Source organism: Paraburkholderia sp. MM5496-R1 (assembly GCF_050436205.1).
Taxonomy (GTDB): Bacteria; Pseudomonadota; Gammaproteobacteria; order Burkholderiales; family Burkholderiaceae; genus Paraburkholderia; species Paraburkholderia tuberum.
Map to the genome: position 1 here is coordinate 102,512 of NZ_JBNDLT010000002.1, position 19,833 is coordinate 122,344.

Consider the following 19,833-nt stretch of genomic DNA (forward strand, 5'->3'; position numbering starts at 1 on the left):
GCAGAAACACCATGAGCACCGAAAAAATCAATCTCGACATTCATAAGATTCTCACGCTGCTGCCGCATCGTTATCCGATCCTGCTGGTCGACCGGGTGCTCGAACTCGAACCGCACAAGAGCATCAAAGCGTTGAAGAACGTGTCGATCAATGAGCCGTATTTCCAGGGACATTTCCCGACGCGGCCGGTGATGCCAGGCGTGCTGATCCTCGAAGCCCTCGCGCAGACCGCGGCGCTGCTGACGTTCTCGGAAGAGCCGAGCGATCCGTCGAACACGCTGTACCTGTTCGTCGGCATCGACAACGCGCGCTTCAAGCGCGTGGTGGAACCGGGCGATCAGCTGATCCTGAACTGCACGTTCGAGCGTCACATGCGCGGCATCTGGAAGTTCAAGGCGCGCGCCGAAGTGGATGGCGTCGTCGCGGCGGAAGCCGATCTGATGTGCGCGGTGCGCCACACGGACAACGACGCGTAAAGCCCGCGTCGGGGCAGGTCGCGGCGCGGCAAGGCACGCGCGCGGCGGCCCTGACGGCAAGGCCATCCACACAACGCAACAGAATCAGAAGCGAGGACGCATGAGCAGGATCCATCCCACCGCGATCATCGAAGCGGGCGCGCAGCTGGACGAATCCGTCGAAGTCGGGCCCTATGCGGTGATCGGCGCACACGTGACGATCGGTGCGCGCAGCACGGTCGGCTCGCACAGCGTGATCGAAGGCTATACCACGCTCGGCGAAGACAACCGCATCGGCCATTACGCATCGGTCGGCGGACGTCCGCAGGACATGAAGTACCAGGACGAGCCGACCAGGCTCGTGATCGGCAACCGCAACATGATCCGCGAGTTCACGACGATCCACACCGGCACGGTGCAGGACGCGGGCGTCACCACGCTCGGCGACGACAACTGGATCATGGCCTACGTGCACATCGGTCACGACTGCCACGTCGGCAACAACGTGATCCTGTCGAGCAACGCGCAGATGGCCGGTCACGTGACGATCGGCGACTACGCGATCATCGGCGGCATGTCGGGCGTGCATCAGTTCGTGCGCATCGGTGCGCATTCGATGCTCGGCGGCGCGTCGGCGCTCGTGCAGGACGTGCCGCCGTACGTGATCGCCGCGGGCAACAAGGCCGAGCCGCACGGCATCAACGTCGAAGGGCTGCGCCGCCGCGGCTTCTCGGCCGACGCGATCTCGGTGCTGCGCACCGCGTATCGCGTGCTGTACAAGAACGGCCTGTCGCTCGAAGAAGCGAAGGTGCAACTGAAGGAACTCGGTTCGGCCGGCGGTGACGGCGACGCCCCGGTGCAGACGCTGCTCGCGTTCGTCGAAGCGTCGCAGCGCGGCATCATCCGCTAACCGATGACGTTGCAACCCAGTCCGCTGCGCGTCGCGATGGTGGCCGGCGAGCCGTCCGGCGACCTGCTCGCCGCGTCGCTGCTCGACGGCCTCGCCAGCCGGTTGCCGGCCGCCGCGCAGTACTACGGCATCGGCGGTCCGCGCATGATCGCCGCGGGCTTCGACGCCCACTGGCCGATGGAAAAGCTGACGGTGCGCGGCTATGTCGAAGCACTGCGGCACATTCCTGAAATCCTCGGTATCCGCAACGAGCTCAAGCGTCAGTTGCTCGCCGAACCGCCGTCCGTGTTCGTCGGCGTCGACGCGCCCGACTTCAATTTCGGGCTCGAGCACGCACTGCGCGACGCCGGCATTCCGACCGTGCACTTCGTCTGCCCGTCCATCTGGGCGTGGCGTGGCGGGCGCATCAAGAAGATCGCCAAGGCCGTCGACCACATGCTGTGCGTGTTCCCGTTCGAAACCGCGCTGCTTGAAAAGGCGGGTGTCGCGGCGTCGTACGTCGGGCATCCGCTGGCCGATCAGATCCCGCTCGAACCCGACACCCTCGGTGCGCGCCGCGCACTCGGTCTCGCGGAAAGCGGGCCGGTGATCGCGGTGCTGCCGGGCAGCCGGCGCTCCGAGATCGACCTGATCGGCCCGACGTTCTTCGCGGCGATGGAGATGATGCAGCACCAGGAGCCCAGCGTGCGCTTCGTGATGCCGGCGGCGACGCCCGCGTTGCGTGCGCTGCTGCAGCCGCTCGTCGATGCGCATCCGGGCCTCGTGCTGACCATCACCGAAGGCCAGTCGCAACTCGCGATGACCGCCGCCGACGCGATTCTCGTGAAGAGCGGCACCGTCACGCTCGAAGCCGCGCTGCTGAAAAAGCCGATGGTGATTTCGTACAAGGTGCCCTGGCTGACCGGCCAGATCATGCGCCGCCAGGGCTATCTGCCGTACGTCGGCCTGCCGAACATCCTGGCCGGGCGTTTCGTGGTGCCGGAGATCCTGCAGCACTTCGCGACGCCGCAGGCGCTCGCCGAGGCGACGCTGAAGCAGTTGCGCGACGAGGCGAACCGGCGCACGCTGAAGGAAATCTTCGCGGAGATGCATCACGTGCTGAAGCAGAACACCGCGCAGCGCGCGGCCGAAGTCGTGGCGAGCGTTGTCGAGCAGCGGGCGGGGCGGCCATGACCGCCGCGGGCGCGCCTCGCCGGAAGATCGCGGCCACCGTTCGGGTAGTGGCGCAAGCCGGCCTGAACTTCGAGAGCGCCGACGACATCGTCTGCGGCGTCGACGAAGCAGGGCGCGGACCGCTGGCCGGTCCGGTCGTTGCGGCGGCGGTGATTTTCGATCCCGCCAAACCGATGATCCGTGGCCTCGACGATTCGAAGGTGCTGAGCGCACTCAAGCGTGAAGCGCTGTACGACAAGATCGTCGAGCGTGCGCTCGCGTACTGCGTCGCGTCGGCGACAGTCGAGGAAATCGATTCGCTGAACATCCTGCACGCCACCATGCTCGCGATGAAGCGCGCGGTCGAGGGCCTGTCGGTCGTGCCGACGCTCGTGAAGATCGACGGCAACCGTTGCCCGACGCTCAGCATCCGTAGCGAGGCGGTGATTGGCGGCGACGCGCTCGTGAAGAGCATCTCGGCGGCGTCGATTCTCGCGAAGGTCACGCGCGACCGCATGCTGGTCGAACTGCACCAGGCGTATCCGATGTACGGCTTCGACGCGCATGCCGGTTATGGCACGCCGCAGCATCTCGCGGCGCTGCGCGAACATGGGCCGTGCGAGCATCATCGGCGCTCGTTCGCGCCGGTGCGCGAAGCGCATTTGAGGTTCGGCACTGGCGTGCCGTTGCCGTCGGCGGACGCCGTCATCGTGGCCGACGCGCTGCTGCTCGACGACGATGCGTTCGGCGAAGCCGGCTTCGCGTGACCGACCCCATCAGCGCGGCTCGAGCGCGCTGCGCGCTTGCGTGCCGTTGATTGCCGCTGATTCCTTTTCCCTTCTCACCGCCTTCGCTGCCTGTGAAAGCCATCACCTCGCGGGACAATCCGCTCTACAAGCGCCTGAAGGCACTGGCCGGCTCGACGCATCAACAGCGCCGCAGCGGCCACGCGCTGCTCGAGGGCTTCCATCTCGCGAGCACGTATCTCGACGTCGCAGGTCAGCCGGAGCTATGCGTCGTCACCGACGGCGCGTTGCGTTACGACGAAGCGCAGGCGATCGTGTCACGGATCGACGAGCATCGGCTCGTGACGCTGCCGGATGCATTGTTCGGACAGTTGTCGAATGTCGTGCATGGGGTCGGGATTCTGCTGCTCGTCGAGAAGCTCGACGCACCGCTGCCCGAGCGCGTCGAGCAAAACTGTCTCGTGCTCGACGGCGTGCAGGACGCGGGCAACGTCGGATCGATTCTGCGCAGCGCAGCGGCTGCGGGTATCGAGCACGTGTTCTGCGCGCCGGGCACCGCATACGCGTGGTCGTCGAAGGTGCTGCGCTCGGGGATGGGCGCGCACTTCCTGTTGCAGATTCATGAGGATGTCGAAGCGCGTGCGCTGATCGAACGGCTCGCGGTACCGATCGTCATCACCGATTCGCACGGTGCCGAAGCGATCTATGACAGCGACCTGAGCAGGCCGCTCGCGTGGGTGTTCGGCAACGAAGGGGCGGGCGTGTCGCAGGCGTGGCGCGATGCCGTGTCGTTGCGGGTGACGATTCCGCAGCCCGGCGGTATGGAGTCGCTGAACGTGGCGGCCGCGGCGGCGGTCTGCGTGTTCGAGCAGTGCCGGCAGCAGCGCGGGCGCAAAAAGTAGACTGAAGTGGCGTTGCGAGGGCTCTGGCCCGGCAACGCAACGCCTGCTCGGCCATCCCTCAATACGACGGCCGATCCAGCTTAATCTCCTGCAGGATCGTCGTCGCGATTTCCTCGATCGACTTGTGCGTCGACGACAGCCACTTGATCCCCTCGCGCCGCATCATCGTTTCGGCTTCGTTGATCTCATAGCGGCAGTTTTCCGGCGCCGCATACTTGCTGCCCGGCCGCCGCTCGTTACGGATCTCCGACAGCCGCTGCGGATCGATCGACAAGCCGAACATCTTCTGTCGATGCTCGCGTAGCGGCGTCGGCAGCTTGCCGCGTTCGAAATCTTCGGGAATCAGCGGATAGTTCGCCGCTTTCACGCCGTACTGCATCGCCAGGTAAAGGCTCGTCGGCGTCTTGCCGCTGCGCGACACGCCGACGAGGATCACGTCGGCGTCTGCGAGATTGCGATTCGATTGACCGTCGTCGTGCGCGAGCGAGAAATTGATCGCCTCGATCCGGTTCTTGTACTCCTCGGTGTCCGCGTTCTGGTGGCCGCGCCCCATCGCGTGGCTCGACTTCAGTTCCAGTTCCTGCTCGAGCGGCTCGACGAAGGTCTGGAACATGTCGAGCACGAGCGCGTTCGAACCCTTCACGATCTGATTCGACGAGCTATCGACGAGCGTGGTGAACACGATCGGTCGACGGCCGTCCTGCACGACCGCTTCGTTGATCTTTTCGAGCGTTGCGTAGGCCTTCTCGGTCGAGTCGACGAATGGCACGCGGACCAGGCGGAATTTCTGGTCGAACTGGGAGAGGATCGAATGCGCGAAGGTTTCGGCAGTAATCCCGGTACCGTCTGAGACGATGAATACGGTGGGCGGCATCAGAGGAGCTGTGAACGTGAAAGGCAAATGAGCCGGAAAGCGCGAGCGCGACAACGCGCTCGAATCAAACCGCGCGGCGGCGGGCGCGCCACGCTCGTGTCCCGCGCGGGCGGTCCCGCAAAAGCCCGCTGGCTTGGTCGGCGCGCGATTCGAGGCGCAATTCTCGACCGACTGCCACATTTCAGGAGTCGGCACGGTAGAATAGCGGCAACCTGTTGGATAAGCAATTGCAGGCGATTGGCCGCTAACTTGCCGCGAACGGTCGTTCAACGTCACGTTATCTAATGTCAATATGCGTTGAACGCAACAGATCGAGCGGTAAGTCCGCTCAACCGCGTTCTTCGGTGCTCCGCCTCGTGCTCCACGGCCGGCGCGCCATGCAACGCATCTCCGCCGTCCAGGCGATTGCTTATCTAACAGGTTGTGCAAGACACGGGGTCGAGGCTTCCAATGGGCTGCCCGTGTTCAAGCCCACTTGCACAGTCGTGAATTTCTTTCACACTTAGGGGCTTGTATGACTAACGCAGTTACCGTCGCAAAGGACAAGGCGTATGTAGTTCCGTTCGAGCAGTTGCGGATGACCGACGTGGAGATCGTCGGCGGCAAGAACGCGTCGCTGGGCGAGATGATCAGCCAGCTCGCCGAAGCCGGCGTGCGCGTGCCGACCGGCTTCGCGACCAGCGCGCTCGCGTTCCGTGACTTCCTGCAGCACAACGATCTGACCGAGCGCATCGCCAAACGTCTCGAGACGCTCGACGTCGACGACGTGAAGGCACTCGCCGAAGCGGGCAAGGAGATCCGTCAATGGATCGTCGACGCGCCGCTGCAGCCGCAGCTCGAGGCTGACATTCGCGCGGGGTTCGACACGCTGCAACAGAGCTCGCCCGAGGAACTGTCGTTTGCCGTGCGTTCATCCGCGACCGCGGAAGACCTGCCGGACGCATCGTTCGCCGGTCAGCAGGAAAGCTACCTGAACGTGGTCGGCATCGACGACGTGCTCGATCGCATGAAGCACGTGTTCGCGTCGCTGTATAACGACCGCGCCATCTCCTATCGCGTCCACAAGGGCTTCACGCATGCTGAAGTCGCGTTGTCGGCGGGCGTGCAGCGCATGGTGCGTTCGGACGTCGGCGCCGCGGGCGTGATGTTCACGCTGGACACCGAATCGGGCTTCAAGGACGCCGTCTTCATCACGTCGAGCTATGGCCTCGGCGAAACCGTCGTGCAGGGCGCGGTGAATCCGGACGAGTTCTACGTCTTCAAGACTACGCTCGCGCAGGGCAAGTACCCGATCATCCGCCGCTCGATCGGCTCGAAGCTGATCAAGATGGAGTTCACGAAGCCGGGCGAGCCGGGCCGCGTGAAGACCGTCGACGTCGCGCACGAACAGCGCAACCGCTTCTCGATCACCGACGAAGACGTGATCGAGCTCGCGAAGTACGCGGTGATCATCGAGAAGCACTACCAGCGTCCGATGGACATCGAGTGGGGCAAGGACGGCCGCGACGGCAAGATTTTCATCCTGCAGGCTCGTCCGGAAACGGTGAAGAGCCAGGGCGGCGGCAAGGCCGAGCAGCGCTTCAAGCTGAAGGGCCAGTCGAACGTGCTGGCAACGGGCCGCGCGATCGGTCAGAAGATCGGCGCGGGTCCGGTGCGCGTGATCCACGACCCGTCGGAGATGGACCGCGTGCAGCCGGGCGACGTGCTCGTCGCCGACATGACCGATCCGAACTGGGAGCCGGTCATGAAGCGTGCGTCGGCAATCGTCACGAACCGTGGCGGCCGCACCTGCCACGCGGCGATCATCGCGCGTGAGCTGGGTGTGCCGGCCGTGGTCGGCTGCGGCGACGCGACCGACGTGCTGAAGGACGGCGCGCTCGTCACCGTGTCATGTGCGGAAGGCGACGAAGGCAAGATCTACGACGGCCTGCTCGAAACCGAAGTCACCGAAGTGCAGCGCGGCGAACTGCCGCCGATTCCGGTGAAGATCATGATGAACGTCGGCAATCCGCAGCTCGCATTCGACTTCTCGCAACTGCCGAACGCAGGTGTGGGTCTCGCGCGGCTCGAGTTCATCATCAACAACAACATCGGCGTGCACCCGAAGGCGATCCTCGAGTACCCGAACGTCGATCAGGACCTGAAGAAGGCGGTCGAAAGCGTCGCGCGCGGTCACGCCTCGCCGCGCGCGTTCTACGTCGACAAGCTGACCGAAGGTATCGCAACGATCGCGGCGGCGTTCTATCCGAAGCCCGTCATCGTGCGTCTGTCGGACTTCAAGTCGAACGAGTACAAGAAGCTGATCGGCGGCTCGCGCTACGAGCCGGACGAGGAAAACCCGATGCTGGGTTTCCGCGGCGCGTCGCGCTATATCGCGGAAGACTTCGCCGAGGCGTTCCAGATGGAATGCATCGCGCTGAAGAAGGTGCGTGAAGAGATGGGCCTCGACAACGTCGAGATCATGGTGCCGTTCGTGCGTACGCTGAAGCAGGCGGAGCGCGTGGTCGGGCTGCTCGCGAAGTTCGGCCTGAAGCGCGGCGAGAAGGGCCTGCGTCTGATCATGATGTGCGAAGTGCCGACGAACGCGATCCTCGCGGAAGAGTTCCTGCAGTACTTCGACGGATTCTCGATCGGCTCGAACGATCTCACGCAGCTCACGCTCGGCCTCGACCGCGACTCGGGCATGGAGCTGCTCGCGGTCGATTTCGACGAGCGTGATCCAGCGGTCAAGTTCCTGCTCAAGCGCGCGATCGAAACCTGTCTGCGTCTCGACAAGTACGTCGGTATCTGCGGCCAGGGGCCGTCGGATCATCCGGACTTCGCGCAATGGCTGACTGACGAAGGCATCAAGTCGATCTCGCTCAACCCCGACACGATCATCGATACGTGGCAGCAGCTGGCAAAGGCGAAGCAGTAACTCGCGAGGTAGCGAATGCCGCTTTCGCAGGCGGCATTCGGCACGCGTTAAAGGCACGTGCGCTTCGTGCTATAAACACCCCGGTAGAACCGGGGTGTTTTGCTTTGTGGAGGTCGACGTGGCGCCTGGTGGACTGTTCTGGTGGATCGGGGCGGGTGTGCTTGTCGTGCTGGAGCTGATGAGCGGCACCTTCTATCTGTTGATGATCGCGTTCGGCTTCGTCGCGGCCGCGCTTGCGCGCATTGCCGGCGCCGGGACCGATCTGCAATTCGTAGTGGCGGCGCTGGTTGCGCTCGCGGCGGTCGTGGTGCTCAGACGCTCGCGCTTCGGCCGTCGTAGGCGCGAGCAGGCGTCGCGCAATCCGGATGTCAATCTGGATATCGGGCAGACGCTGAACGTGCCGGCCTGGCAAGGGCGCAAAGCACGCGCGACCTATCGTGGCGCGGCATGGGACATCGAGCTGGCCGCGGGCGAACCCGAAGACGCGCAGGTCTACGAGATCAAGGAGTTGCGGGGCAGTTGCCTCGTCGTCGTCGCGAGGCGGCAGCCGAAGGCGCGCGCGAGCGCGACCTGACGATCTGAGCGCCGGCCGCCCAAGCTGAAAACGCAGGCCCGACCAACCTGCGCACAACTATTCGAAGCAGAATCGGAGGGTAGCGATATGGATTCAACCATCGTCGGGGCAGTGCTGCTGATCGTCGTGATCGTGCTCGCGTCGCAGACCATCAAGATCGTGCCGCAGCAGCATGCGTGGGTGCTCGAGCGCCTCGGCCGTTATCACGCGACGCTGACGCCGGGTCTGAGCTTCGCGTTCCCGTTCGTCGACCGGGTCGCGTACAAGCACGTGCTGAAGGAAATTCCTCTCGAAGTGCCGAGCCAGGTCTGTATTACGCGCGACAACACGCAACTGCAGGTCGACGGTGTGCTGTATTTCCAGGTCACCGATCCGATGAAGGCATCGTACGGATCGAGCAACTTCGTGTTCGCGATCACGCAGTTGTCGCAGACCACGCTGCGCTCGGTCATCGGCAAGCTGGAGCTGGACCGGACCTTCGAGGAGCGCGATTTCATCAATCACAGCATCGTGTCCGCGCTGGACGAGGCGGCCGCGAACTGGGGCGTAAAAGTGCTGCGCTACGAGATCAAGGACCTGACGCCGCCAAAGGAAATCCTTCACGCGATGCAGGCGCAGATCACCGCCGAGCGCGAGAAACGCGCGCTGATCGCTGCATCGGAAGGGCGCAAGCAGGAGCAGATCAATATCGCGTCGGGCGGCCGCGAGGCGGCGATCCAGAAGTCCGAGGGCGAGCGTCAGGCAGCGATCAATCAGGCGCAGGGGCAGGCCGCGGCGATTCTGGCGGTGGCCGAGGCGAACGCGCAGGCGATCCAGAAGATCGCGGCGGCGATCCAGATGAACGGCGGCATGGACGCGGTGAATCTGAAGGTGGCCGAACAGTACGTGAACGCGTTCTCGAACCTGGCGAGGCAGGGCACGACACTGATCGTGCCGGGCGACATGTCGAACATGAGTTCGATGATCGCGTCGGCGCTGACCATCGTGAACAAGAGCAAGGCGGCAGCGGAGCCGCCGCGCGGCGACTTGCGCTGACGAACGGGCAATGCATGCGCAATGAGTGCGTGACGTAAAAGCAAATGGCCCGCACATCGATGCGCGGGCCATTTTTGCATGAGCCGGAAACGAATCGCGTTCAGGTCGGCGAGCGCATCAAGCGCGCCTTCTCGCGCTCCCAGTCGCGCTTCTTCTCGGTCTCGCGCTTGTCGTGCATCTTCTTGCCCTTCGCGAGACCGATCTCGCATTTGACGCGACCGTTCTTGTAGTGAAAATTCAGCGGCACGAGCGTGTAGCCGCGCTGCTCGACCTTGCCGATCAGCTTGCTGATCTCCTCGCTATGCAGCAGCAACTTGCGCGTGCGCACCGGGTCGGGATGGATGTGCGTCGACGCTTCGGGCAGCGGGCTGATGTGCGTGCCGATCAGGAACAGCTCGCCGTTGCGGATCACCACGTAGCCTTCCTTGATCTGGCCGCGCCCGGCGCGCAACGCCTTGACCTCCCATCCTTCGAGCACGAGGCCTGCCTCATAGCGTTCCTCGACCGAGTAGTCGTAGAAGGCTTTTCTGTTGTCTATGATGCTCATGAATGGAAAGTGCCCAACTCGTTTAAAATCACGATTTTAGCAAAGCGGGGCAAGGAAAGCCCGCGGCGCTTGTCCACCGTTGCCACGCGCTGTTCAATTTATGGCAGATGTCCAGAAAACCGTTTTGATTCGCCACTCGGCGGAGCAGATGTTCGACCTCGTCACCGACGTCGACGATTACCCCAAGTTCCTGCCATGGTGCGGGGGCATCGAAATTCGTCACCGGGACGACACCAGCATGGAGGCGAGGATCGATATCAACTTCAAGGGCATCAAGCAGCATTTCGCCACGCGTAACTCGATGGAGCGCCCCACGCGCATCGACATGGAATTCGCCGACGGTCCGTTTCGCAAGTTCACCGGTTTCTGGCGCTTCACGCCGCTGCGCGCCGATGCGTGCAAGATCGAATTCGCGCTGCACTACGAGTTCACCAGCATCCTGCTCGAGAAGATCATCGGGCCGGTGTTCAATCACATCGCCAATACCTTCGTCGAATCTTTCGTGAAGCGCGCCAACCAGCGCTATGGTCAGTCATGAGCGCGCGGCTAACGGTCGAGGTCTGCTATGCGCTCGCTGCCGAGCAGGCGCTGATTGCGGTCGAGTTGCCCGCGGGCGCGACGCTGCAACAGGCGATCGGCGCAAGCGGGATTCTGCAGCGCTTTCCGTCGATTGATCTGAACACGCAGAAGGTGGGCGTGTTCGGCAAGCTCAAACCGCTCGATACGGTGCTGGCCGACCATGATCGCGTCGAGATTTACCGGCCGTTGCTGGTGGATCCGAAGGTGTCGCGCCAACGCCGCGTCGAAAAGACACGCAAGGCGGGGTCGATCGAGGGGCGGCGTTGGTTGAACAAGGATTCGCGCTAGGCGGCGCTAGTTGGGGGGGCGGCGGACTTTTTCGCGCGCCGCCCGTCTTGCATCATCGCGTCACATCACCTCAAGGCGCCGCCGTCTGCGCCTTATCGTTCATGCCCTCGATGCGCGCCGCACCCGACGAATCGTCGTCCGAATGCCGGCGCACCGACCACCAGACCCCCGCCACCAGCAGCAGGATCGCCGCGAGTTCGAGCGGGCGCGGCAGGCGCTCGTCGTAAATGAACGCGTAAAGCAGCGCGAACAGCGTCTCGAACACGATCATCTGGCCGGACAGCGTTAGCGGCAGCCGTTTTGCCGCGGCATTCCACAGGCCGTTGCCGAGCCACGACGCGCCGATCGCGAGTGCGAGGTTGAGCAGCCAGAACGTGTGCCAGCGCGGGTCGGCCAACTCACCCTGCGGGCCGCCCGACGGCAGCACCGCGACCACGAGCCACAACGCGCCGCCGAGCGCGCCAGTCACGACGCCCCACAGCACCGACCACTCATTGCCGCTGAAATGCGTCTGACGCTGCAGGTAACGGGCGTTCTCGACCGCGAACCAGGTCCAGCAGATGAGCGCGCCCACCGCGCAGGCCACGCCGAGCAGGCGCGTCGCGATGCTCACCGGCGCCGCGCCGGCCACCGTAAAGACGTCGATATTGATGCAGACGATGCCCGCCATCACCGTCGCGAGCGGCCACGCGAGGCGCGCGAGCGGCACCGCGCCGTGATCGCGTCGGCCGACCAGCGTGACCGTGACCGGCAGCACGCCGACGATCAGCGAGGCCGGCGCGATTCCGATCAGGTGCACGGCGGCCGTCAGCAGCAGGTAATAAACGATATTGCCGGCCAGCGCGAGCTTGACGAGCGCGATCAGATCCTCGCGGCTCAGCCGTTTGGCGAGCGAACGCGCGATCGGCAGCGCCGCGGCGAGCGACACGACGCCGTACATCGAGTAGCGGCCGGCGACGAGCAGGAGCGGGGAGAAGTCGGGCAGCACCCGCGGCACCAGAAACACCATGCCCCACAAGGCTCCGGCCATGACGCCATATACGACACCGCGCTGCATCGACTGCCTCTGCTGGATAAACTGGAATGGCCGGCAGAATAGCGGTTTTGCGAGCAGGACGTCTTGTTCGATCCTGCATTCAGGCCGCTCGACCGCCGCTCGACAGGGTACGTGCCGCGAAAATGCCGCCGGCTCTGCTCCGGTTTCGCCTGCGAACGCGCAAACGAAACCCGTTCGAACCCGACGCGAACAGGCGAGCGAAATCGACGCAGGCGGGAGCGGCAAAAAATCGTCTGAAATTCGCTAAGCTCCTGTTCGCGCAGTGAAAACCGGGGTGGTATCGCGTATAATTCGCTTTTGCGCCTATAGGATTTGCCATGCGTCTGATCCAAACAGCACTCACGTTCGATGACGTGCTCCTCGTCCCGGCCTTCTCCGATGTTCTGCCGCGCGACACCAGCCTCAAGACCCGGCTGACCCGCAACATCTCCCTCAACATGCCGCTCGTGTCCGCCGCGATGGACACGGTCACCGAAGCACGTCTGGCAATCGCCATGGCGCAAATGGGCGGCGTCGGCATCGTCCACAAGAACCTCACGCCGGCTGAGCAGGCGCGTGAAGTCGCGAAGGTCAAGCGTTTCGAGTCGGGCGTCGTGCGCGATCCGATCACCGTGCCGCCGCATATGAAAGTGCGCGACGTGATCGCACTGTCGCGCCAGCATGGCATTTCGGGCTTCCCGGTCGTCGAGGGCTCGCAGCTCGTCGGCATCGTGACGAATCGCGACCTGCGCTTCGAAGAGCGTCTGGACGAGCCGGTGCGCAACATCATGACGCCGCGCGAGCGCCTCGTCACCGTCAAGGAAGGCACGCCGCTCGCCGAAGCGAAGGCGCTGATGCACAGCCACCGCCTCGAGCGCGTGCTGGTCATCAACGACGCCTTCGAACTGCGCGGCCTGATGACCGTCAAGGACATCACCAAGCAGACCGAGCACCCGGATGCATGCAAGGACGAGCACGGCAAGCTGCGCGCGGGCGCGGCGGTCGGCGTCGGCGTGGACAACGAAGAGCGCGTCGAGCTGCTCGTGCAGGCCGGCGTCGACGTGATCGTCGTCGATACCGCGCATGGCCACAGCATGGGCGTGCTCGAGCGCGTCAAGTGGGTCAAGCAGAACTTCCCGCACGTCGAGGTGATCGGCGGCAACATCGCAACCGCCGCGGCCGCCAGGGCGCTCGTCGAATACGGCGCGGACGGCGTCAAGGTCGGTATCGGCCCGGGCTCCATCTGCACGACGCGAATCGTCGCAGGCGTCGGCGTGCCGCAGGTCACCGCTATCTCCAACGTGTCCGAAGCGCTGAACGGCACCGGCGTGCCGGTCATCGCCGACGGCGGCGTGCGCTTCTCGGGCGACGTCAGCAAGGCGCTCGCGGCGGGCGCCAGCGCGGTCATGATGGGCAGCATGTTCGCCGGTACCGAGGAGTCGCCGGGCGAGGTATTCCTGTACCAGGGCCGCCAGTACAAGTCGTACCGTGGCATGGGCTCGGTCGGCGCCATGAAGGACGGCGCGGCGGACCGCTACTTCCAGGACAACTCGGCCAACATCGACAAGCTGGTGCCGGAAGGCATCGAAGGTCGCGTCGCGTACAAGGGTTCGGTCAACGCAATCCTGTTCCAGCTGATCGGCGGTGTGCGCGCGAGCATGGGCTACTGCGGCTGCCGCACCATCGCCGAAATGAACGAGAAGGCCGAGTTCGTGCAGATCACCGGTGCGGGCCTGCGCGAGTCGCATGTGCACGATGTGCAAATCACCAAGGAAGCGCCCAACTACCACGTGGACTAAACGCCCATGAAGCCACTGCTGCGCGTTGTACTGATCCTCGATGCGTTGTTGCTGCTGGCGTTCGGCCTGCTGTTCGTGCTGACGCCGTGGACCTCGCTGTACGACGCGTTGCAACTGGTGCCAACGGAGCCGATGCTGGTCGGCCAGGCGTTCGGCGTCGCGCTGATCGGGCTCGCGTGGCTCGCGGTGCATGCGTCGTTCGACGGGGCGCTGACCTCGACGGTCGCGAAGGTCGTCGGTCATGTGCACTGGCTGATCGGCGTGCTGATGCTGGTCTGGCTGCTGGGGCTGCATACGCCGTCGCTGACCGGTTTCGGCCAGATGGTGGCGGTGCTGGCCGGTGTCGTGCTGGTGGTGATCGGGCTCGGCGGCGTGCGACTGTCGGGTGCGGTGCGGCGGCGCGAGAAGGGGATCGTGATCAAGCCCTCGTCGAGCAAGGCCGACAGTCGTGCCGATAAGCGTGCCGCGAAAGAGGCCGAAAAGGATGCCGCACGGCAGCGTGAACCCGAACGCGACAACGCGCGCGAGCCACGTGCCTCAGCGGGCTTTCCGGTCTATCACGCCGAGCCGGTGCCGGAGCCCGTCGTGCCGGTCACGCGGCCGGCCAATCCGGCTGCCGCGGCTTCCGTTGCCACTCCCGCGCCGCTTCATCCGGCCGCAAGCGAGCCCGGCCTGAGCGAGTCCGAACGCGCCGCGCGCGACACCAGCAACGACGTGCCCGGCGCACCCCGCCCGCCGTTTCATGGTTGAAGCGCCGCGCGCCAGGCCGTTTGCCGAAGCTACCGGATTTCGTTCGCGCGCATCACAGGCGGCGAGTTCCGTGGTTGGCCGCGCCCTTGTGCTTCATCGTAATGTTGGCTGTCCGCGCCGCGCCAAGACCGTCGCCGCGTGGACCGCTTTGAATTCGACGCCGCGCCTCGCGCGCGGCATTCCGTATCCGCTCACTTCTGATTCCGTCCGCTGCCATGCATGACAAGATCCTGATTCTCGACTTCGGTTCGCAAGTCACCCAACTGATTGCACGTCGCGTTCGCGAAGCCAACGTGTATTCGGAAATCCATCCGTACGACGTCGATGCGTCGTTCATCCGCGACTTCGCGCCGAAGGGCGTGATTCTGTCGGGCGGCCCGAGCTCGGTCACCGAGGAAGACACGCCGCGCGTGCCGCAAGCCGTGTTCGAACTCGGCGTGCCGGTGCTCGGCATCTGCTACGGCATGCAGGCGATGGCGCAGCAGCTCGGCGGCAAGGTCGACATCGGTCATCTGCGCGAATTCGGCTACGCCGAAGTGCGCGCGCGCAACCATACGAGCCTGCTCGAAGGCATCAGCGACTTCACCACGTCCGAAGGCCACGGCATGCTGAAGGTATGGATGAGCCACGGCGACAAGGTGCTGGAGATGCCGCCGGGTTTCGCGCTGATGGCATCGACGGAATCGTGCCCGATCGCCGCGATGGCCGACGAGCAGCGCCGCTTCTATGGCCTGCAATGGCATCCGGAAGTCACGCACACGGTGCAGGGCCGCGCGATGCTCGAGCGCTTCGTGCTGCAGATCTGCGGCGCGAAGGCCGATTGGGAAATGGGCCACTACATCGACGAAGCCGTCGCGAAGATTCGCGAGCAGGTCGGTAACGAGCACGTCATTCTGGGCTTGTCGGGGGGCGTGGATTCGTCGGGTGGCGGCGGCGCTGCTGCACCGCGCGATCGGCGATCAACTGACCTGCGTGTTCGTCGACCATGGCCTGCTGCGCCTGAACGAAGCCGAGCAGGTGATGGCGCTGTTCGCCGATCACCTTGGCGTGAAGGTGATTCACGTCGACGCGAGCCAAGCATTCCTCGGCAAGCTCGCCGGCGTGACCGATCCTGAAGCGAAGCGAAAGATCATCGGCGCGGAGTTCGTCGAAGTGTTCCAGGCCGAAGCCGGCAAGCTGACCGACGCGAAGTGGCTGGCACAAGGCACGATCTATCCGGACGTGATCGAATCGGCGGGCAAGGGCAAGAAGGCCGCGCAAACCATCAAGAGCCACCACAACGTCGGTGGTCTGCCGGAGACGCTGAACCTGAAGCTGCTCGAACCGCTGCGCGAGCTGTTCAAGGACGAAGTGCGCGAGCTTGGCGTGAAGCTGGGTCTGCCGCACTCGATGGTGTATCGCCATCCGTTCCCGGGTCCGGGTCTGGGCGTGCGGATCCTCGGCGAAGTGAAGCGCGATTTCGCGGACCTGCTGCGCCGCGCGGACGCGATTTTCATCGAGACGCTGCGCGACACGATCGACAAGGAAACCGGCAAGTCGTGGTACGACCTGACGAGCCAGGCGTTCGCGGTGTTCCTGCCGGTCAAGAGCGTCGGCGTGATGGGCGACGGGCGCACCTACGAGTACGTCGTCGCGTTGCGCGCGGTGCAGACGCTCGACTTCATGACCGCGCATTGGGCGCATCTGCCGCATGAACTGCTTGGGCATGTGTCGAACCGGATCATCAACGAAGTGCGCGGGATCAACCGGGTCGTCTACGACATCTCGGGGAAGCCGCCTGCGACGATCGAGTGGGAATGATTTAGACTGCTCCCAAGCCGTCCCGGGAGCGCCGGTTTTCCATGTTTTTCCGTTAAAAAACATGGGGTTACTGTCCGATTCGATCCGTTGCAATCCGGACAGTGCCCGAAGGAAATGTCGGTATTGTTGACGGTATCGTCATTTCTCCCTCGGACGGCCTCGTCCGATACCGTCAAAGCGGTATGACGGTATCGGCTGACGGTATACGTTCGAGGAGTTCTTATGCTCACCGACATGCAGTTGCGAGCGCTGAAGCCTGCCGAAAGAATCTATAAGGTCACCGATCAACGGGGGCTCTATGCGGCGGTGACGCCGTCAGGCGCGGTGAGCTTCCGGTACGACTACCGGTTGAACGGTCGCCGGGAAACCCTGGTTATCGGTCGGTACGATCCATCACTTTCCGCACGGAAGCCACGCAAGGCAGACGAACTCGGATTCGGAATGGCTATCAGCCTCCCGGAAGCCCGGCTTCTACGCGATCAAGCCTACGGAGCAACCCAATGCGGAGAAAGTCCTTCACGTGCGAAAGTCGAGAAACGGGTCGAGGCGACCGAGGCACTGACGTTTGGTAAGTGGGCCGAGAAATACTTTGTGGAGACTGCCCTTGCCGACTCAACACGAGCGATGCGCAAATCGGTATACCAGCGGAATCTCGCGTCGGAATTTGGCCGGCTGAAGTTGGAAGAGATCACGCCCGCACGACTAATGGCGCGCTGCGAGAAGATCAAGGAGAGGGGCGCCGCGGCCCCTGCCGTGCAGGCGCGCGACATCGTTCTGCAGGTCTACCGTTTCGTGCAGGCGCGGGGACTAAAGGTGGACAATCCTGCGGAGGCCATCCGCCCGTCTGCCATCGCCAGCTTCAAGCCGCGTGATCGGGCACTGTCGCCTGCCGAAATCCACGTCTTTTTCAGTGCACTGGAACGGACGCCGACGATGCCTACGCTGCGTCTTGCTATCAGATTCATGCTGCTCACGCTGGTGCGCAAGTCCGAGTTCATTCTGGCGATGTGGGGTGAGATAGATTTCAACGCCGCAGTCTGGACAATTCCGAAGGAACGGATGAAGGCCGGTCGCCCCCACATTGTCTATCTGAGCCAACAGGCTTTGGATATTCTGGTTGCATTCAAGACGTGCTTCGGAGCGAGTTCGTACGTGCATCCCGGCCGCTATGAGACGGCTTCCCCAATAAGTGCGGCGACCCTGAACCGTGTTATCGACAGCACGGTCAAGCTGATGCGCGACGACGGGGCAGATTTTGATCCTTTCACGGTGCACGATCTGCGTCGGACAGCCAGCACGCTGTTGCACGAAGCAGGGTTCAACACCGACTGGATCGAGAAATGTCTCGCTCACGAACAGCGTGGCGTGCGCGCGGTCTATAACAAGGCGGAGTATGCAGAGCAGAGGAGGGCGATGCTCCAGGCGTGGGCAGATATGCTGGACGGCTGGATTGCTACGAATCCAGAGGCAAGCGTCCTAGCGTTGGCACAGCCTCCCAAGACTCGTGAGTACGTCTCTTGAGCTCGAACTTCTGTGTGCTCAAGAATGTACCCGTTTGCACTCGGATCGCCATGTTTGACGCTGGACCGCAAGAAACAGAATTTGGTAGTACGTCGAAAATGTTTTTTGATGAATCGGACTCCTATTTATCACGGAAAACCTTGTTTTGGTTCCGGGAGAGGACTCGAATTGAATGAGTAACCTTCTGAAAATCGCAAGAAAATTACTCTCTATCTCAGCGATATACGCACTTGTATGCGCAAAAGACCAAGATCTCAGCGGCGCATTATCGTTTCCGTGAAACGATTCCGATATTTCGCTTGGGACGAGGGCAGTAAATCGCACCCGCTATCCGGTCTTTTTGCCCAGGAAGTTACAGCATGCAGACTCGGCTAAAGTCTACAGTCCGACGGTAGACGTTCCGGTTCAGCCAGGGAACAAACGTGTATTCGTCGTATGCGTTGCTGCCCATATAAATCCAATTGCTGAGAATGTTGGACATTACCGTCTCCTACCCTTTCCGTTACTAGTTGGTCGCGCCTGGTTTGCGGCATACCCGCTCCAAGCCACGTTCTAGCGTCTTCTGATCCCATGGTGCCGGGCTGCTACCCGAGCGGCTGCAGCACGTCACCGCCATAGAGCAAGACCGCACGCCGCATCGACACCGCCATTTCGCCTAAAAAGTGATCCGAGAAGCCGGTCTTTACGATTGGTATCCGGATCGTGGATGTTTGCAGAGGAACACGGCTGACGCGACACCATTCGTCTGCCGCGGCCAGCGCGACCGGAGATACCGGATATTTTCATCACGTAGTACACGATGACTAAGACAGGTCAAGATACAAAATAAAGCAAGGAAGCCTGGACAGTACGCCCATCGCCTCGTGTCAACCGAAGGCAGGGACTCGGTCGCCCACGCCGCCTGCCGGAGCGGAAAGCCCTATCCCTATCCCGCGACTAACGGAGTGGCTGGCTGATCCGTACGCTCACAAAGGCAGGGAATTCCCTGTCTTTCTTCTTTTTTGTGGTTTTGTATCATGACCTAACTTTGGTGGTATTTTCTACTTATGGCGCCACGGGAAGCGTTTGCAACCGGGTCGCCGATTGACGGTTCAGGAGTCGATCATGGATGAAGTCGCGCACAAGGCGTTTGCGGAAGACGGCGCCGTTCTGGTCAAAGGTCTTCTCAGCGAGCAACAGTTGGCACGGTGCCGGCAGGTCTTCGACTGGGGCATTGAAAACCCAGAGCCCATGGCCTGCAGCCTGTTCGAAGGCACGGAGCACAAGACGCACAACGACAACGCCAATCCGTTTGCGAAAGAGCGTCTGGACGAGCTGGCTGGAGAATTGCCATTCGGCCGACTGCTCACGGATCTGTGGGGCTCGGATAGCGTCTGGTATTTCGCGGAGGAGCTGTTTCTCAAAAGCGGAGGCAAGAGTGGTCGCTCGCCGTGGCATCAGGACACGTCCTACCTGCCATGGGAGGGGTTGCACTTCGCCAATGCGTGGATCAGCTTCGAGGCCGTACCCAAACAAAATGCGCTCGAGATCGTGCGCGGCTCGCATCGAGGCCCGCGTCACGACGGCACGACCTTTCAAAATGCTGAAGATCCGACTGATCCTCTGCATGGCGGCGATGCGTGGCCGCGCCTACCGAATATCGAAGCTGAGCGCCGGGTCGACCCCGCTGCCTACGACATCATTTCGTGGGCGACGGAGCCGGGCGACGTCCTGCTGCTGCATCCCGGCGTGCTGCACGGCGGCGGCGCGGTGGACGCCGCATTTCCAGATCGCCACACGCTCGTGCTGCGCTTCTTCGGCGACGACGCGGTTTTCAGTCCACTTCCACAGCCGAGCGTCTCGGGCTTCACACCGGCGGGCGTCCTGTTCCTCGATGTCCTTGCCGGGTTAAAAGAAGGTGATCCGTTTCGCGCGCCGTGTTTCCGTCAACTCGTGTGACCATAGGAAC

At 63.2% G+C, this 19,833-nt stretch carries 17 protein-coding genes and 1 pseudogene; 15 read left to right on the forward strand and 3 right to left on the reverse strand.

The window, feature by feature from the left end; translation table 11 throughout:
- The first annotated feature begins 11 nt into the window (after positions 1 to 11).
- From fabZ to OKW38_RS07310, 5 genes are all read left to right on the forward strand, one after another.
- Positions 12 to 476 (forward strand): 3-hydroxyacyl-ACP dehydratase FabZ, encoded by a 465-nt coding sequence (gene fabZ, locus OKW38_RS07290; RefSeq protein ID WP_090800577.1) that lies wholly within the window; start codon positions 12 to 14, stop codon positions 474 to 476.
- Between the two features lie 100 nt (positions 477 to 576).
- A complete protein-coding gene (lpxA, locus tag OKW38_RS07295; RefSeq protein ID WP_184056892.1) occupies positions 577 to 1,365 on the forward strand; it encodes an acyl-ACP--UDP-N-acetylglucosamine O-acyltransferase in 789 nt (262 codons plus the stop codon).
- 3 nt (positions 1,366 to 1,368) lie between these two features.
- A complete protein-coding gene (gene lpxB, locus OKW38_RS07300) occupies positions 1,369 to 2,538 on the forward strand; it encodes a lipid-A-disaccharide synthase (protein ID WP_429360791.1) in 1,170 nt (389 codons plus the stop codon).
- Positions 2,535 to 3,284 carry a ribonuclease HII gene (gene rnhB, locus OKW38_RS07305; protein ID WP_090800573.1) on the forward strand — a complete coding sequence of 250 codons (750 nt, stop codon included), beginning with the start codon at positions 2,535 to 2,537 and terminating at the stop codon, positions 3,282 to 3,284. The genes lpxB and rnhB overlap by 4 nt, the downstream gene beginning before the upstream one ends.
- Positions 3,285 to 3,376: 92 nt before the next feature.
- A complete protein-coding gene (locus OKW38_RS07310) occupies positions 3,377 to 4,165 on the forward strand; it encodes a TrmH family RNA methyltransferase (protein WP_429360793.1) in 789 nt (262 codons plus the stop codon).
- A 58-nt stretch (positions 4,166 to 4,223) separates the two neighbouring features.
- Here OKW38_RS07310 and ppsR read toward each other — a convergent pair whose 3' ends face one another.
- The gene (gene ppsR, locus OKW38_RS07315; protein WP_090800570.1) at positions 4,224 to 5,039 is read right to left on the reverse strand and encodes a posphoenolpyruvate synthetase regulatory kinase/phosphorylase PpsR; all 816 of its coding nucleotides are present in this window, start codon (positions 5,037 to 5,039) and stop codon (positions 4,224 to 4,226) included.
- 514 nt (positions 5,040 to 5,553) lie between these two features.
- On the opposite strand from ppsR, the gene ppsA reads away from it, so the two are divergent.
- The 3 genes from ppsA (at position 5,554) to OKW38_RS07330 (ending at position 9,565) form a co-directional block, all read left to right on the forward strand.
- Positions 5,554 to 7,956 (forward strand): phosphoenolpyruvate synthase, encoded by a 2,403-nt coding sequence (gene ppsA / locus OKW38_RS07320; protein WP_429360795.1) that lies wholly within the window; start codon positions 5,554 to 5,556, stop codon positions 7,954 to 7,956.
- Between the two features lie 118 nt (positions 7,957 to 8,074).
- Positions 8,075 to 8,530, forward strand: coding sequence for an NfeD family protein (locus OKW38_RS07325; RefSeq protein ID WP_187610478.1), 456 nt, complete (start codon positions 8,075 to 8,077; stop codon positions 8,528 to 8,530).
- A gap of 87 nt (positions 8,531 to 8,617) precedes the next feature.
- Positions 8,618 to 9,565, forward strand: coding sequence for an SPFH domain-containing protein (locus OKW38_RS07330; protein WP_429360796.1), 948 nt, complete (start codon positions 8,618 to 8,620; stop codon positions 9,563 to 9,565).
- Between the two features lie 100 nt (positions 9,566 to 9,665).
- On the opposite strand, the gene smpB is transcribed toward OKW38_RS07330, so the two are convergent.
- Positions 9,666 to 10,112: an SsrA-binding protein SmpB gene (gene smpB / locus OKW38_RS07335; RefSeq protein WP_013089686.1), complete on the reverse strand. Its 447-nt coding sequence runs from the start codon at positions 10,110 to 10,112 to the stop codon at positions 9,666 to 9,668.
- A gap of 100 nt (positions 10,113 to 10,212) precedes the next feature.
- On the opposite strand from smpB, the gene OKW38_RS07340 reads away from it, so the two are divergent.
- Both OKW38_RS07340 and OKW38_RS07345 read left to right on the forward strand, forming a co-directional pair.
- Positions 10,213 to 10,650: a type II toxin-antitoxin system RatA family toxin gene (locus OKW38_RS07340; RefSeq protein ID WP_018417666.1), complete on the forward strand. Its 438-nt coding sequence runs from the start codon at positions 10,213 to 10,215 to the stop codon at positions 10,648 to 10,650.
- Positions 10,647 to 10,979 carry an RnfH family protein gene (locus OKW38_RS07345; protein WP_090800565.1) on the forward strand — a complete coding sequence of 111 codons (333 nt, stop codon included), beginning with the start codon at positions 10,647 to 10,649 and terminating at the stop codon, positions 10,977 to 10,979. The genes OKW38_RS07340 and OKW38_RS07345 overlap by 4 nt, the downstream gene beginning before the upstream one ends.
- Before the next feature lie 70 nt (positions 10,980 to 11,049).
- Here OKW38_RS07345 and OKW38_RS07350 read toward each other — a convergent pair whose 3' ends face one another.
- On the reverse strand, positions 11,050 to 12,036 hold the full coding sequence (locus tag OKW38_RS07350; protein ID WP_184066148.1) for a DMT family transporter: 987 nt from the start codon (positions 12,034 to 12,036) through the stop codon (positions 11,050 to 11,052).
- 317 nt (positions 12,037 to 12,353) lie between these two features.
- On the opposite strand from OKW38_RS07350, the gene guaB reads away from it, so the two are divergent.
- The 5 genes and pseudogenes from guaB to OKW38_RS07375 all read left to right on the forward strand — a co-directional run bounded on the left by guaB (position 12,354) and on the right by OKW38_RS07375 (position 19,823).
- Positions 12,354 to 13,814 carry an IMP dehydrogenase gene (gene guaB, locus OKW38_RS07355; RefSeq protein WP_429360798.1) on the forward strand — a complete coding sequence of 487 codons (1,461 nt, stop codon included), beginning with the start codon at positions 12,354 to 12,356 and terminating at the stop codon, positions 13,812 to 13,814.
- Between the two features lie 6 nt (positions 13,815 to 13,820).
- Positions 13,821 to 14,564: a hypothetical protein gene (locus OKW38_RS07360; RefSeq protein ID WP_429334762.1), complete on the forward strand. Its 744-nt coding sequence runs from the start codon at positions 13,821 to 13,823 to the stop codon at positions 14,562 to 14,564.
- A 215-nt stretch (positions 14,565 to 14,779) separates the two neighbouring features.
- Positions 14,780 to 16,364, forward strand: a pseudogene (gene guaA, locus OKW38_RS07365) (glutamine-hydrolyzing GMP synthase).
- Positions 16,365 to 16,586: 222 nt separating this feature from the next.
- A complete protein-coding gene (locus tag OKW38_RS07370) occupies positions 16,587 to 17,885 on the forward strand; it encodes a tyrosine-type recombinase/integrase (protein WP_429360799.1) in 1,299 nt (432 codons plus the stop codon).
- Between the two features lie 1,104 nt (positions 17,886 to 18,989).
- The gene (locus tag OKW38_RS07375) at positions 18,990 to 19,823 is read left to right on the forward strand and encodes a phytanoyl-CoA dioxygenase family protein (protein WP_429360801.1); all 834 of its coding nucleotides are present in this window, start codon (positions 18,990 to 18,992) and stop codon (positions 19,821 to 19,823) included.
- The last annotated feature ends 10 nt before the right edge of the window (positions 19,824 to 19,833 follow it).

What these genes read in the sequence shown, in the direction of transcription:
- fabZ (WP_090800577.1), top strand. Translation starts at nt 12, where the DNA reads ATGAGCACCGAAAAAATCAATCTCGACATTCATAAGATTCTCACGCTG.
- lpxA (WP_184056892.1), top strand. Translation starts at nt 577, where the DNA reads ATGAGCAGGATCCATCCCACCGCGATCATCGAAGCGGGCGCGCAGCTG.
- lpxB (WP_429360791.1), top strand. Translation starts at nt 1,369, where the DNA reads ATGACGTTGCAACCCAGTCCGCTGCGCGTCGCGATGGTGGCCGGCGAG.
- rnhB (WP_090800573.1), top strand. Translation starts at nt 2,535, where the DNA reads ATGACCGCCGCGGGCGCGCCTCGCCGGAAGATCGCGGCCACCGTTCGG.
- ppsR (WP_090800570.1), bottom strand. Translation starts at nt 5,039, where the DNA reads ATGCCGCCCACCGTATTCATCGTCTCAGACGGTACCGGGATTACTGCC.
- ppsA (WP_429360795.1), top strand. Translation starts at nt 5,554, where the DNA reads ATGACTAACGCAGTTACCGTCGCAAAGGACAAGGCGTATGTAGTTCCG.
- OKW38_RS07330 (WP_429360796.1), top strand. Translation starts at nt 8,618, where the DNA reads ATGGATTCAACCATCGTCGGGGCAGTGCTGCTGATCGTCGTGATCGTG.
- smpB (WP_013089686.1), bottom strand. Translation starts at nt 10,112, where the DNA reads ATGAGCATCATAGACAACAGAAAAGCCTTCTACGACTACTCGGTCGAG.
- OKW38_RS07340 (WP_018417666.1), top strand. Translation starts at nt 10,213, where the DNA reads ATGGCAGATGTCCAGAAAACCGTTTTGATTCGCCACTCGGCGGAGCAG.
- OKW38_RS07345 (WP_090800565.1), top strand. Translation starts at nt 10,647, where the DNA reads ATGAGCGCGCGGCTAACGGTCGAGGTCTGCTATGCGCTCGCTGCCGAG.
- OKW38_RS07350 (WP_184066148.1), bottom strand. Translation starts at nt 12,036, where the DNA reads ATGCAGCGCGGTGTCGTATATGGCGTCATGGCCGGAGCCTTGTGGGGC.
- guaB (WP_429360798.1), top strand. Translation starts at nt 12,354, where the DNA reads ATGCGTCTGATCCAAACAGCACTCACGTTCGATGACGTGCTCCTCGTC.
- OKW38_RS07360 (WP_429334762.1), top strand. Translation starts at nt 13,821, where the DNA reads ATGAAGCCACTGCTGCGCGTTGTACTGATCCTCGATGCGTTGTTGCTG.
- OKW38_RS07370 (WP_429360799.1), top strand. Translation starts at nt 16,587, where the DNA reads ATGCTCACCGACATGCAGTTGCGAGCGCTGAAGCCTGCCGAAAGAATC.
- OKW38_RS07375 (WP_429360801.1), top strand. Translation starts at nt 18,990, where the DNA reads ATGGATGAAGTCGCGCACAAGGCGTTTGCGGAAGACGGCGCCGTTCTG.